This is a genomic window from Propionimicrobium lymphophilum DSM 4903 (assembly GCF_000423485.1).
Lineage (GTDB): Bacteria > Actinomycetota > Actinomycetes > Propionibacteriales > Propionibacteriaceae > Propionimicrobium > Propionimicrobium lymphophilum.
Genome location: NZ_AUIB01000001.1, coordinates 1 through 13,518, shown reverse-complemented (window position 1 = coordinate 13,518; position 13,518 = coordinate 1). Strand labels below are relative to the sequence as shown.

Below are 13,518 nucleotides of genomic sequence, written 5' to 3'. Positions count from 1 at the left end.
TCTTTGGCGGTGCTTTTTATCCGACTACGGATGAAAAGCACCACGCTAAGTTAAGAAACGACTTTGACCTCTATGCCTTGGTCTCTCAGGTCAGCCACGATTTCTTTTGGCGTCTTGGAGTCGGTGATAATCACGTCGAATTCGGTTACCGGGCACACCTTGTAGAGGGCCGCCTTCTGGAACTTGGTCGAGTCCACCAGAAGCAGCTTTTTGCGCGCGGAATCGATCATTGCGCGCTTTGTGCGGGCGACGTTTTCTTGCGGGTGATAGCAAAAACCGTTCGTGATTGCCGTCGAAGACATGATCACCCAGTCGACGCTCAGCCTTGAGATAGCCGCCTCAGTAAGTTCACCGAAGTAGGCGTTCGCCCACGCCTCGTACTGGCCTCCCAACATGAGCAGCCGCACGCCAGGCTGGTGACGTAGCTTCGTCGCCACAAATTCGGCGTTTGTTGCGACGGTGATCGGCTCGAAATCTATAAGGTCCTCGACCACGGGAATCGTCGAAGAAGAATCGTCGACCATGATGGATTGTCCGCGATTAAGGTATTTCTTTGCGGCGGCAGCCATCTTCTCTTTGGTCTTGCTATGGGTGCCTATGCGCACCTTGGACGCGGCTTCGTTTAGCGAGGATTCCGCGGCAAACACCTCGCCGCGCTTGAGATTGACGAGCTGGAGCTTCTCGAGGTCGGCGACGTCACGATAAACAGTCATCGCCGAAACCTCGAGAAGATTAGCCAACTCGTCGATGTGGCATGAACCCTCCTGCGTGACGACGGAGACAATCTTCCTGCGTCGACCTTCAGGGTCTAGGTTCATACCTGGCATCATTTACTCAATTCGTTAATTTAGGGGCGAGCAGGCAGCACAGCATTGCCGACTACGCTCTTCAGGTCGTCGACCCCACCCGCCAGAATCTCAATAACAGCGTTCATTAACGGTAGCTGATCGGCGATGTCAGAGGCATGCTGATCGACAAATTTCTTTGCCAACCCCGCAGCTGGAACACCCTCGACGGTCTGCTCCAAACGAGCCATTTCTTCCAGAGCCTCCTGCGGCTTCTCGCCACGGCCGAGACGAACACCGTAGAACTTGTTGCGGCCGGAAAGGCCAGTGACCTCGAGGTCGCCAACTCCTGGCAGGCCGAAGGCGGTGGCTTCAGCAGCGCCCTGAGACTTGCCGAGGATCGACATCTCGCGAACCGCCTCGTTGAAGGTTGCGGCCTTCAGGTTGTGGTGGGGAACGCCGGTCTTCTCCTGCAGGCCGTCGGCGATGCCGAGGGCAATAGCGAAAACGTTCTTCATCGGAGCGCAGATCTCGACGCCGATCTCGTCGTCGGTGGCTTCGATGGCGTAGTTGTCGGTGCGGATGGAACGCGCATACTTGATGGCGACGTCCTTGTCCTTGCAGCCGAAGATAGTTGCGGTTGGTTCGCGTGCGGCGCACTCGTTGGCCTTAACCGGGCCGGCAACTGCAACGATCGGAGGCAGGTTGTCGTAGCCCTCCTCCTTCGCGATGCGACGGATGGAGTCGGGCAGCAGCAGAACATCGCCGTTGTCGAACTCGAGGAAGCCCTTCGAGGTGACCATGAGGGCTTCGGCCTTGACGATGCCTGGCAGCGCCATCTTGGTGACCTTCTCAACACCAACAGACGCCACCGAAAGGATGACGGTGTCGGCTCCGTCGAGAGCCTCTTCCAGCTGATCAGAACGGTAAAGCTTGACGCCCTCGGCCAGCGGCTCATTGGTGCGTGGGTGGTTCTCGCCCTTCTCGACGGCATCAAGTAGGTGGTCGTCGAGCCAGGTTCCCCAGAGTCGGACCTCCCAGCCGGCGTCGGCCAGCGGGGTGCAGATGGCGGAGCCCATGGCCCCCGCGCCTAGAACTGTGATTACAGACATATTTCCTTCTTCCAGTTGTTTTTAAAGCTCGGCCTTGGGTGATTCCGGTCGAGTCGATGGGTACTTGAGAGTCAGGTCGTAGAGCTCCTCGAAGACGTCCTTCAGCTTCGGGTAGAGCTGGCGCTGAACGTGCGCTACGTCCTTGTACTGGGCGTGCTTGTCCATGTCCGGCTCGACAGTTTCACCGTACTGCGCCATCTTCTTTGCGGTGGCTGCGACGTCGTGCTCGCCGTAGATACCGGTCGATGCCATTGCCAGAACTGCTGCACCGAGTGCGGAGATCTCGTCCTGGGCACAAACGGTGATCGGCAGCGCGGTGGTGTCAGCCATGATCTGGCGCCACAGCATCGAACGGGTGCCGCCGCCCATCGCGCGCAGGCCGGTGAGCTTGACGCCCGTGCCGGCCTCGACTGAGTCGAGGTTGAGACGCATCTCGAAGCCGATGGACTCCAGGATGGAGCGGTACATGTGGGCGCGGGAGTGCGTGCCCCTCCAGCCGACGACGGCGCCGCGGGCAACCGAATCCCAGTAGGGCGACTGCACGGCGTTCCAGTACGGCAGGGTCACCAGGCCTTCGCAGCCCGGCGGGATGTGGCTGGCTGCCTCGTCGAGCGCCGGGTCGGGCTCGCCCAGCAGCTTCGGGTCGCCCAGGGTCTCACGGAACCAGCCTGCCAGGTAGGAGCCGGACGACTGCAGCACCTCGAACACGTAGTTGCCGGGGATGCCGGAGACGTGGGTGCGGAACACCTTGTCGTACTTGTAGACGGGTGAATCGACACCGGCGTTCACCGCGGTACCCAAGTTCAGGAACCCTATCTCTGGGTCGACCGCAGCGGCACCGATGCCTGCTGCCTGGCCGTCGCCGAGGCCCGCGATAACCGGAACCTCCTTGATGCCCCACTCGTCGGCGAGTTCCTTGCGCAGCGTGCCCATCTCGTATGACGGCTCAACCAGTTCGGCCATCTGCTCGCGCTTGACGCCAGCGATGTCGAGAAGTTCGTCCGCCCAGTCGCGCTTCTGAATGTCGAACAGGCCCAGGGAGTCGGCGGCAGCCTGCGAGCTGACGGGACGACCGGTGAGCATCCAAGCGATGTAGCCGTGGACGTCCATCACCTTGTAGGCCTTCTCGAAGACCTCAGGCTCGTTTTCCTTCACCCAAGCCATCTTGTAGATGCCGGGAGTGACACCGGCGGGCTTGCCGGAAAGTTCGTGGATGTGGTCGTTACCGTAGCGACGGATCTGTTCGGTGGCGCGGCCGTCGAGCCAGAGAATACCGTTGCGAAGCGGGTTGCCGTCCTTGTCAAACGGCGCGAACGACTCGCGCTGGTGCGTAATCCCGATAGCTTCGACGCGGTCGCGGTCTGCCGGCGAAAGTTCGCTGAGCACCTTGCCGATGGTTGCTCGGCTGGTTTCCCACCAGCGGGCCGGGTTGTGCTCGTACTGGTCCATGGCTGGCGTGTGCAGCTGGATGTTCTCTTTCGCCGTGTGCCAGATATTGCCCTCGGCGTCTACGATGATGGCCTTGGTGGACGTGGTTGACGAGTCGATAGCGACTACCAGAGGCCCATCGGCCAAACGCTTGTTTTCAGTCATGTTTCCTCTTCTGTCTTCATCTTTGAATGACAACTGTTTTAAGGGGACGCGGGAGAAGGTCGTTCTTTTCCCGTGCCGAATAATTACAAAGAATACACGAAAATAACGGCTTTTAACAATGTTCTTGTTACTTCTAACATATTTTTTGTTAACCGCACTTTGACTAGGCGTTACAAACCCTGACATAACATTGAGGTCATGCTGATCCTGCTCTCAGAATCCAAACGGCTAAATTTCGATCGTGACGTCGAGATCTCGCCCACCAAGCCCCGCTTCGAGGAACAAACCGACCAGCTCGTAGATGCGCTGCGCGGCTATTCGATGCCCAGCCTCGGAAAACTGATGGGCATATCTGAGGAGCTGGCCGTGCTCAACTACAACCGATTCGCAAAATTCTACGAGGCCGACCCCAAGTCCGCGATCAGCGCGTTTGACGGCGACGCCTACCAGACTCTCCGCGTTGAAGACTTCAGCGCTGCAGACCTGAACCGTGCCCAAGAGATTCTGCGCATCATGTGTGGGGTATACGGAATGCTGCGTCCCGCAGATGAAATCGTGCCGCACCGCCTCGAGCAGCACACCAAGCTCGCAGTCGGAGACGCCGATGACCTGTACGAGTTTTGGGGCGAGCGCGTCTCGAAGCAGGCCGAGGCCGACCTGGCGCAGACCGACGGTGACCACGTATTTTTGAACCTGGCCAGCAAGGAATACTCGAGCATGTTAACGGACCCAGAATCCGAGATGGTTTCACCACGTTTCGAAGACACCACCAAGGCCGGCAAGCGTCGAGTCATCGCCTATCACGCCAAGCGGGCACGCGGAGCCATGACCGCCTGGGTGATCAAGAACGGCGTCAACAAGGTTTCCCAGTTGGCCGACTTCGACGTCGACGGCTACGAGTTCGATGAAGACAAGTCGACGCCAACCACGCCAGTCTTCTGGCGCTAGGAAACCCAACCGCTAAGAACTCTCAACCCAACCTTCGAGCCGACTGGATATTCGCGGGCGCGGCTGGGCGCGCTAACTGTAAAGGTGCCGATCTCGGTTTCGACGTCGTAGCGGGTGCGGGCTCGCGAAAATGCGCAGTATATGACCTGCCCCGTAATGATCGACTCATCCTCCCCTGCCGGTTCGAGCAGGATTTCTTCGGCGGGAATGTACGCGGTTGCGTCAGAGATGGCTGAATCGGCGAATAGCTCCACCTGCCAGCGCCCGAGCTGCACACACATCCGTCCAGCTGCCGACGCTGAACCTAGCGCCTTGCAGGCGAAGATATTTTCGATGCCCATGAAGGCGGCCACCTGCGCGGAGGCAGGGCGCGCGTAGATGTGCCGGGCGCTGCCCAGCTGACCGATCTGCCCATTTTCGGTCAGCACGAGCATCCGGCTGCTCATCTCGCAAGCCTCGTCCAGGTCGTGAGTCACCAGCACGGCGGGTATCTGCAGGCGCTCGATCAGCTCTAAAAAGGTTCGCTGCACGTTGTGCTTCAGGGTGGCTTCGACGTGTGCGAAGGATTCGTCTAACAGCATTACGGACGGGCGTTGCGCGAATAGCCTGGCCAGCGAAACCCGGCTGGCCTGCCCGCCAGAAAGCGAGTTCGGGTAGCTGTTTGCCAGGCTCAGCAGGTTCATCCTTGCCAGCGACACGGCGATCTGCCCGTCACGCACCCGTTTGGGCGTGTCGGGGTCGTCCAGCACGAACCCGACGTTCTCCTCAACCGTAAGGGTGTCGAAGAGGACGGGGTCTTGGCTGGAGAGGCCGATATTCCTCTCGTTAGGCCGTAGCCCAGAGACTTCTCGGCCATCCACACGAACCGAACCTTCCGCCCGAATAAGCCCCGCGATCGCGCGAAGCAGTGTGGTTTTGCCACTGCCGGATGGGCCAACTACACACAAAAGCTGCCCTGGCTCAACGGAAAACGAGATGTCGGACACGATGTCTGCGCCGCCCTCGGGCCTGGGCACCCGAACGCCCGAAACTTCAAGACCTTTCACCTTGTTCTTACCCTTCTAGTTAAAGATCCCCAGGCAGTTTTTCCAGCCTGCCACAGCGTCACGGAGCAGACCAGCACCCCGGCCGCGACGGCAGTGACCACAAGAGAAGTCGAAAATGCCGCCTGCAAGTCCCTACTCTCGATGGCGCTCAACAGGTTCGAGTGAATGAACGAAACGTCGACGGTACCGACGAAGATTGCCGGGGCAGAACGCGTCAATAGGAGCTGCGCGATGAGCAGAACCACGGCGAAGAAGCCACCGGCAAGTTCTCGGACAACCGTGGCGGCAGAGCGAAGAACGCCGGCTCCCGAGGCGCTGGCGGCCATGCGAATTCTGCCAGCTTGGGCGAAAAGATACGTGGCAGAAAGCGGCGATAGCGGCAGCGCGATCGACGCGTAGGCCAGCCCGATGCCAAGCACTCCGCCGCCAGGCGACCCGGATCCCACCAGCGATGGGAAAACGGTTCGCCCGAACATTCTGATCGGTTCCCTGTGGTTTTCCGAAAGGTATAGCCCGCCCAGAGTCTGGCAAACGCACAGCAGGCAAATCGACGCCGCAGCACACAGTTTGATCACCGTCCTGCTCTGGACGAAGGCGACGATCAGCAGCGAGACGGCTGCGCTGGCAACCACGGCCAAGAAAATAACTAGCAGCCCGATCAAAAAATCGCCACGTACGACCTCGAATCGAGTCAACCCGTTTATTAGGCAGATCACTACCGCTGACGCCAGCAAAACGGCGGACGCTTTTCCCGCGAGGCTGAGGAAAAATGGAAATGACCTTATCGTCAGATCGTCGTTCGCGGGCAGGCTTCCTACGAGGGCGGACGCGGGCTGACGGCGAGGCGCGTCTCGCTCAACCGCCGGCGCCAGGCCCGATATGCCGAGCTGGTGCAGCACTAGGATCGTCAGAGCTATTGCCAGCGAGATCATTAGGAAAGCGACCGCCAGATTGCCGCCCAATCCAGCGATGGCCGAGCGCAGCGCATGCGACGCCAGATAGCTTTCAGTCGAACCGAATACCAGGGTCAGCGACGGATCTGCCAACGCTAGCATCGCGCAAATTAGCGTCGACGTGGCCACCCCTTGAACCCAGAGCGGGAAAAGAATACGCCAGAAAACCCTGTTGCTGGACGCGCTAATCGCGGCCATCTGGATCTGCGCTCGGTCGACTCGCGAGAGCATGACGGCGGTAAATAGCGCGGCGATCGGGGCCTGCGATATGCCGTGGCCCAGCACGATCACTTGCCGCGAATACGGTTCCATCCCGATCGGCCAGCACGTCAGGGCAAGCCCGATGGTTTCGGGAGGCACGAGCAGTGGGAAGCTGGCGGCGACCAGCCAGAATGGCCTTCCCGAACACTTAGCTGCCAGCGCTGCCAGCCCGCCCGATAATGATGCGATCGCCCCGCCCAGCAGAGCGATCGATAGGCTCCTTAAAACCATTCCTTCGGCGTCGAGCACGTGGTGTTTCAGCATCAGGAAGCCGACGCAGAACAGTATGACGGCCGCGAGGAGCGCGACCGCTCGCATCAACCTAGACCGAACCACGTCGCACCTCGTCAACCCAGATCTCGGTCATCTTTTCGCGTTGGGCGCCTGAGACGGCGGAGGCCGACTGAATGATCTTCACGTTCGGATCGTCGAGTGCGACCTCAATGTTGTTTTCGATATTCAAGCTGGTGGCTTGCTGCCCTGAGCCGACTATTCCCGCTCGTTGGCCAGCATCGCTGACGGCGAATGAGACAAAGTCGTGAGCCAGCGACCTGGCTCCCGATAGCACCGCCACCGCGCCGATTTCGTATCCGGTCCCCTCGGACGGATAGACCACGTTGACCGGCGCGCCTTTGTTCTTCTCGACCTGGCAGTAGGGCGCGAAGGTAACCGCGGAGTCGGCGGCCCCGACGGCCACCAGGTGAGCCACGGAAGTGCCGGACATCGTGTAGGTCAAGGCGCCCGCGTCAAGGTTCTTTAGAAATTCGACGAGCTTCGCGCGGTTTTCTCCGCTCACTTCTGCCAACACCTGAAGCATCGACGCAGCCGTGCCGGACGTCAGCGGGTCTGGGAGAACGTACCTGCCGCGCCACTCGAGCGAGGCAAGGTCCGCCCATGAAGTGAGGGATTCGTCACGAACACAAAAAGCTAAGACACCTGCGTAGACCCCGTGCCAATAGCCACGGGGGTCCACGAAACGTGACGGAATGTTACTCAGATCCGGCCGGCTGGCTTCTAGCAGACCTCGATGCTCCGCGAGCATGTAGGCCTCTGCAGGTCCGCCCAGCCAGGCGTCGAATTCGCCCGGCGCGGATTCGATTCGAGCTAGGGCCTGAGACGTCGGCATTCTAGTGACGGCCACACTGACGCCACTCTCCTTGCTGTACGCGTCGGCAACGCTTCTGCAGGATTCTTCGTTGTTAGAACAAAGTAGCCGAAGACCTGGCGAGGGGCGCAGCGAAAGCGACACCGCGAGCGCGGCAACCACAACCGCCGCAACCGCGCATTTCACTGCGAAACGCCGCAGCCACTTTGACTTCATCTACACAATAATAATGGCGGGGCAATAAGTGCCCCGCCATCATTTTTAGGTTAGCTACTTAGTCGACTCCGCCGACTGGCCGTTGCTGGCGGCGCGGCGAGCCATCAGCTTGCGCTCATCCTTGCCGACGATGGCCATCAGAATGACTGCCAGCACAACGATAACCATCAGGGTGCCGTAGGTGATGTCCCAGCCCGCGTACTTGATCAGCAGGCCGACACCGGTGGACGCCATGGACGCACCAAGCAGGTAACCGAACAGACCGGTGAAGCCTGCCGCGGTACCCGCCACGTTACGCGGCGACAGGTCGATTGCCTGCAGACCGATCAGCATGACCGGGCCATAGATGAGGCCACCGATGCAGGCGATCAGCACGTAGAAGATCCACAGCGGAGCAGTCGGGGGAAGCAGCCAATAGAAGCCGAGCGCGATGCCAACGCCGATCAGGAACACGATGCCAGCGCCACTGCGCCACCCCTTGAACACGCGGTCGGACAGCCAGCCGCAAAGCAGGGTACCAAGGATGCCGGCGCCTTCGTAAAGAGCGAAGCCGAGGATGCCGTCCTTAACATTTGCGCCGTGGATCTGCTCGGTCAAGTAAACCGGGATCCAGTTCAGGACGCCGTAACGCAGGGCGTAGACGAACACGTTGGTGATGGCCAGCAGCACGACGATGCGGTTGGTCAGCACGTGCTTGACGACGATCGACAGCCAGGAACCCTCGATCTCTGCTGGGGCGACCTTTGCCGGATCGTTGCGGTATTCCTCGATGGCCGGAAGTCCGAGGGCCTCGGGACGGTCACGGATGAGCAGGAAGGCAATCAGCGCAACGACCAGGGCGACAATCGCCGGCACATAGAAAGCAGGAGTCCAGTCGGCCTCGTTGGTAGCCATGTGCTGCAGGCCCCAGGCAGCGAGGATGCCGACGCCGGCGCCACCAACGTTGTGGGCGGTGTTCCAGACCGAGGTCATGGTGCCGCGTTCTCGGGTGGAGAACCAGTGCACCAGGATGCGGCCCGAGGGAGGCCAGCCCATGCCTTGGAACCAGCCGTTGATGAACATGACGGTTGCGAACAGGCCGATGGAGGCCGCGATGCCGGGGAATGCCGCTATGCACAGGTTAACTACCGCGGAAAGCGCGAGGCCCAGCGGCAGGAAGAACCGAGCGTTTGCGCGGTCGGAGAGCATCGCCATGAAGAACTTGGACAGGCCATAGGAGATCAGTACTGCGTTCGCGACGATGCCGATGCCAACGGCGTCCATGATGTCGTGCTGCTTAAGCACGGCGGCCACCAGGGACACGTTGTTACGAATCAGGTAGAAACCTGCGTAACCAAGGAAAATGCCAATGAAGACCTGGAAGCGCATGCGCCTGTATAGGCTATCGACTTTGGATGCGGCAATTGGTTCTTTTGCTGCGGGGGCGGACAGCCAACCCAGGCTGCTTTTTGCTTTCTCAGCCATTGTTACCTTTCTTGGCGTATCACCGGCGATACGCCTAAATTGACGATGCCAAAATGCAGGTAACGCTGCCATCAACTGGGGTAACAATTGGTAACAAAGCTGTCACCAAACTTAGCTGGACGTTATTTATTCGATATTGAGACGATATCCGACCCCGCGAACCGATTCAACGACGTCAGTGATGCCCCACTTTTCGAGGCTCTTTCGCAGCCGGTAGACGGCAGTCTTAGCCATGTCGCGGCCCCCGATCGGGCTCTTGGAATGCCAGACTTCCTCCAGAAGCTCTCGGGTGTGAACGACCGCCCCTGGTTCTACAGCGAGCGCAAGCAACAGTTTCGCCTCGGTATCGGACAGTTCTATTATCTGGCCGTCATAGGTGGTCTCGAGGGTCCTTCGGTTGATGACGAACGGCCCTGCCTTGAGCGATTCGCGTTTTTTCTCGGGCATTGTTCTGCGCACGATGGCTTGGGCGCGCAGCGCGAGTTCGCGCGGGCTGAACGGCTTAACAACGTAATCGTCGGCACCCGCTTCTAGGCCGGCGATCCGGTCGCTTTCGTCGCTGAGCGCGGTCAACAGAATGATAGGTAGGGCGCTAGTTTGACGAATGGTTCGGGTTAGCTCAATGCCGGATCCGCCCGGCAGCATTATGTCGACTACCGCGAGGTCAAAATCCCGCTTCTTCAGCTCGTCCTGGGCCTCTTGAGCGCTCTGAGCTGTGACGCATTCGAATCCTTGGGTTTGCAGCGCGAAGGAGACGATCATGAGCATCTGTTCCTCGTCGTCGACGACGAGTGCGGTGGGCTTGTCCATGCTCCTCCTTGCCGGTTGATCTTTAGAGTTTACGCTTTGTCGGGTGTGCCTTTGGGTAGCGCGATGACAATCACGGTTCCTAGGCCTGGTAGGGAGTCAACCATGATGCGTCCGCCATGGCGTTCGACGATTTGCTTTGTGACCATCATTCCGATGCCCGATCCCGGTCTCCGCGATGTTCCGGCCGCGAAGGGTTTGAATAGACGCTCTTGTTCATCCAGCGCGATGCCCGCACCGTCGTCGCTGACGGACAGAATTGCCCCGCCACCCTCCGCGTTCTCGATGCGTACGGTGATGGCTGCGTCTTTGCCTGCGTGTCGCGCGGAGTTGTTGATCAGGTTCCACACCACCTGGCGGATCATTCCTTTATCTGCCCAGATCGGCAGGATTCCGCCTCGAGCGTCCACGTAGATCGGCAGGTCTGTTATCTTACGCAGCTGTTTTGCGGCGTCTGCAACCACAGCTCGCACGTCCACTTCTTCGACGACGAGCTTGCCCGAGGGCGAGTTCAGCTTGAGGTTAGCAATGAAGTTCTCAGCAATATCAATTGCCTGCGATGAATTGTCTTGGATGGTGGCGACGAAGTTGCGCTGCGTTTCGTTCAACGGGCCTGGTGTCTCTTCTGCGAGCAGTTCGGCCGCTCCCTTGATCAGGATCAGTGGGGTGCGCATCTCGTGGGCGATGATCGCCGGTTCTCCGGCCGAGGGGTCGACGCTTTCGCTGTCGTCTTTATTTCTCTTGGCGACGACAACCGCCAGTACAACCGCCAATACGCCCGCGACAACCCATCCAAACCACATGAATACAACTTATTAGACTTCTCTGCCACACAGAAAGCTGTTTGAGAAGCAGTCGCTTCAGCTAATAAGCAAAATGCGACTATCCCACCAGAAATCAGCTTTTTAAGTTGCTGCGCTTCACATATATTTCAAGCAATTTAAATTTGGCGGTAGCCAAAACCGCTCACAGAAATTTTTTGGCTATTTCTGCCTGCAGTTTATGCTCGATGGGTGGCTACGACTTTCCCGAAGATTCCCAGAAGAAACCGCCCCGAGGTGCTCGCTCCGGCGGGCAACCTGAACACGTTAAAAACGGCGGTGGACTTCGGAGCCGACGCCGTCTACTGCGGTGGCCGCGAATTCGGGATGAGGGCACGAGCCAAGAATTTTTCGATGGCGGATCTGGCTGAGGGCGTCAGCTACGCTCATGATCGTGGTGCTCGGGTGTTTGTCACCTGCAATGTGCTACCGACTAATTCGGAAGTTAAAGACCTCAACGCCTACATGGCACATCTTGCTGAAATGGACGTGGACGCCCTGATCGTTTCCGACATTGGTGTGCTGATGTCCGCCAGGCAGGTGGCGCCTAACATAGAGCTACACGTCTCAACTCAGGCCGGGGTCACTAACTATCAGGCGGCGAACGCGTTCGCGGAGCTGGGCGCATCGAGGGTCGTTCTGGCCCGCGAGCTGCCGCTGGAGGCGATCCGCGATATCAGACGTAACGTCAGCCCTAGCCTCGAGATCGAGGCGTTCGTACACGGCGCAATGTGTATGGCTTTCTCTGGGCGCTGCTTGATCTCGCAGCACACCACAGGCAGGGACGCCAACCACGGCGACTGCGCGCAGTCTTGTCGCTGGCAGTACCACGTCGTCGAGGAAAAGCGTCCTGGACAGTTCTTCCCTATTGAGACCACCGATGAAGGCACGTTCTTATTCAACTCCCAGGATATGAACATGCTTGCCCACATCGACGACGTCCTGGACGCCGGCGTCACAAGCCTAAAGATCGAGGGCAGGGCGAAGGGCGCCTATTACGTTGCAGCAACGACTAACGCGTATAAAACTGCTGTCGGTTCGTACTTGCTTCAGCGCGGATACGAAGACGAAGAAGGCATGGAGCTGAAACGATTCATCGGAGACGTCCAGGAAAATGTGAAGCAAGTGAACTTCGATGATTGGCTGCTAGCCGAGCCATACAAGGTTGCACACCGCGACTACTGCACGGGCTTCTACTATCCCGAGAACCCCGCCAGCGAATACGTGAAGTCTGGTGGCAGCATCAACGATTGGCGATGGGTGGGCGTCGTCGAGAAATACGACGAGACGCTCGGAAGGCTCTACCTTCATTCCAAGAACAAGATCTGCCCCGGCGACGAGGTGGAGTTCCTGTTTCCTGGCAGCCAGCCATTAAAGCTAAAAGTGCCTTTCGAAGGAATTCTTGACGAAAATGGGAACGCAGTTACTGAAATTAATAATCATGCCAAGACGTTTTCTATTCCATGTCATGACGATATTCCTTCGGGTGCGATGATCCGCATTAAAATGAATAGAAGGCCTAGACAGCAGCGAATTTGATTGCCTAAACAATTAGCTGCATATTTTTGACGTTTTAATCAGACACAACTAATTTTGAATAGTGAATATTGATTTCCTGAAGGATCTGGTTAAAGATCCAAGGGCTAGACGCTCTGTCCGTTCAATTATCAAGGCGGTCGAGAAACTTATCGACTCTGATATCGGAGTGGACGATCTAAACATCACTCAGATCACTAGAGAAGCTCACGTCACCAGGCCCACCTTCTATCAGTATTTTTCGAATGTTTCTGAGGCAGTTAGGGCAACAACTGCGTATCGCCTTAATGCTATCTTCAAGGCTGCTCCCATCGCTGAGAGCGATAACCCTTGGCCAGGTTATGAGAAGTTTATCATTCGCCCAATTATTGAGGCTCTTATTCCGCACGAAAAATTCGCGGCCTCTGTGTTATCAGGCTCCAACTCAATAAAAACTTTGGAGTTACTCATAGACGGTGTAGCTGATCGCCTAAGCAGTGTTCCTGCCATCCAAGCCGCTATAGATAACCGTAAAGATCTGCTCAATAGCAACTACGTGAAGATGGTCGCTGCTGGATTGGTGTGGCGAATTAAAGAGTGGCTGACAGTAGATGCACATACCAGCCGTGATGAGATCGCTGCTGAGCTAGCCGATGTTTTGAACAGGGCTTTCTCAGGAAATTAATACTGTGCGTTAAAAATTTATCCTTAGATGATTTGAGGGCGGCCAAAATATGGCCGCCCTCAAATCATTTATAAGTCTTATGTCTTTTTATCAACGCTCTGCATTTTTAATCTGTGAAAAGTTAATGCCCTCCAAACAAAAGCCTGGAGGGCATTAAAAAGTCCGGCAACTACCTAGTCTCCCACAGGCTCCCGCCTGCAGTACCAT

General features: G+C 57.9%; 12 protein-coding genes. 3 read left to right on the top strand and 9 right to left on the bottom strand.

All coding sequences use genetic code 11. From position 1 onward, the window contains the following. Positions 1–50: 50 nt before the first annotated feature. Genes G556_RS0100060 through G556_RS0100050 form a run of 3 tightly spaced genes read right to left on the bottom strand, consistent with a single transcriptional unit; the run spans position 51 to position 3,490 of the window. Positions 51–827: a DeoR/GlpR family DNA-binding transcription regulator gene (locus tag G556_RS0100060; protein WP_028821299.1), complete on the bottom strand. Its 777-nt coding sequence runs from the start codon at positions 825–827 to the stop codon at positions 51–53. Between the two features lie 20 nt (positions 828–847). After that, on the bottom strand, positions 848–1,897 hold the full coding sequence (locus G556_RS0100055) for an NAD(P)H-dependent glycerol-3-phosphate dehydrogenase (protein WP_028821298.1): 1,050 nt from the start codon (positions 1,895–1,897) through the stop codon (positions 848–850). A 21-nt stretch (positions 1,898–1,918) separates the two neighbouring features. Continuing rightward, positions 1,919–3,490 carry a xylulokinase gene (locus G556_RS0100050; protein WP_028821297.1) on the bottom strand — a complete coding sequence of 524 codons (1,572 nt, stop codon included), beginning with the start codon at positions 3,488–3,490 and terminating at the stop codon, positions 1,919–1,921. Between the two features lie 198 nt (positions 3,491–3,688). Between G556_RS0100050 and G556_RS0100045 the strand changes: the two genes are divergently transcribed. Beyond that, the gene (locus tag G556_RS0100045) at positions 3,689–4,438 is read left to right on the top strand and encodes a YaaA family protein (protein WP_028821296.1); all 750 of its coding nucleotides are present in this window, start codon (positions 3,689–3,691) and stop codon (positions 4,436–4,438) included. Here G556_RS0100045 and G556_RS10870 read toward each other — a convergent pair. From G556_RS10870 to G556_RS0100015, 6 genes are all read right to left on the bottom strand, one after another. Beyond that, positions 4,435–5,484 (bottom strand): ABC transporter ATP-binding protein, encoded by a 1,050-nt coding sequence (locus tag G556_RS10870; protein WP_051176489.1) that lies wholly within the window; start codon positions 5,482–5,484, stop codon positions 4,435–4,437. The two genes, G556_RS0100045 and G556_RS10870, sit on opposite strands and share 4 nt — an antisense overlap. Further along, positions 5,481–7,034 (bottom strand): ABC transporter permease family protein, encoded by a 1,554-nt coding sequence (locus G556_RS0100035; protein ID WP_155941699.1) that lies wholly within the window; start codon positions 7,032–7,034, stop codon positions 5,481–5,483. The genes G556_RS10870 and G556_RS0100035 overlap by 4 nt, the downstream gene beginning before the upstream one ends. Beyond that, a complete protein-coding gene (locus tag G556_RS09595) occupies positions 7,021–8,019 on the bottom strand; it encodes an extracellular solute-binding protein (protein ID WP_051176488.1) in 999 nt (332 codons plus the stop codon). Before G556_RS09595 ends, G556_RS0100035 begins: the two co-directional genes overlap by 14 nt. Before the next feature lie 54 nt (positions 8,020–8,073). Further along, on the bottom strand, positions 8,074–9,483 hold the full coding sequence (locus G556_RS0100025) for an MFS transporter (RefSeq protein ID WP_016456930.1): 1,410 nt from the start codon (positions 9,481–9,483) through the stop codon (positions 8,074–8,076). A 126-nt stretch (positions 9,484–9,609) separates the two neighbouring features. Next, positions 9,610–10,293 (bottom strand): response regulator, encoded by a 684-nt coding sequence (locus tag G556_RS0100020; RefSeq protein ID WP_028821294.1) that lies wholly within the window; start codon positions 10,291–10,293, stop codon positions 9,610–9,612. Between the two features lie 29 nt (positions 10,294–10,322). Next, on the bottom strand, positions 10,323–11,093 hold the full coding sequence (locus G556_RS0100015) for a sensor histidine kinase (RefSeq protein ID WP_028821293.1): 771 nt from the start codon (positions 11,091–11,093) through the stop codon (positions 10,323–10,325). Positions 11,094–11,303: 210 nt separating this feature from the next. On the opposite strand from G556_RS0100015, the gene G556_RS0100010 reads away from it, so the two are divergent. Beyond that, positions 11,304–12,650, top strand: coding sequence for a peptidase U32 family protein (locus tag G556_RS0100010; protein ID WP_028821292.1), 1,347 nt, complete (start codon positions 11,304–11,306; stop codon positions 12,648–12,650). Positions 12,651–12,711: 61 nt separating this feature from the next. Continuing rightward, positions 12,712–13,311 carry a TetR/AcrR family transcriptional regulator gene (locus G556_RS0100005; RefSeq protein WP_028821291.1) on the top strand — a complete coding sequence of 200 codons (600 nt, stop codon included), beginning with the start codon at positions 12,712–12,714 and terminating at the stop codon, positions 13,309–13,311. Positions 13,312–13,518 lie beyond the last annotated feature (207 nt).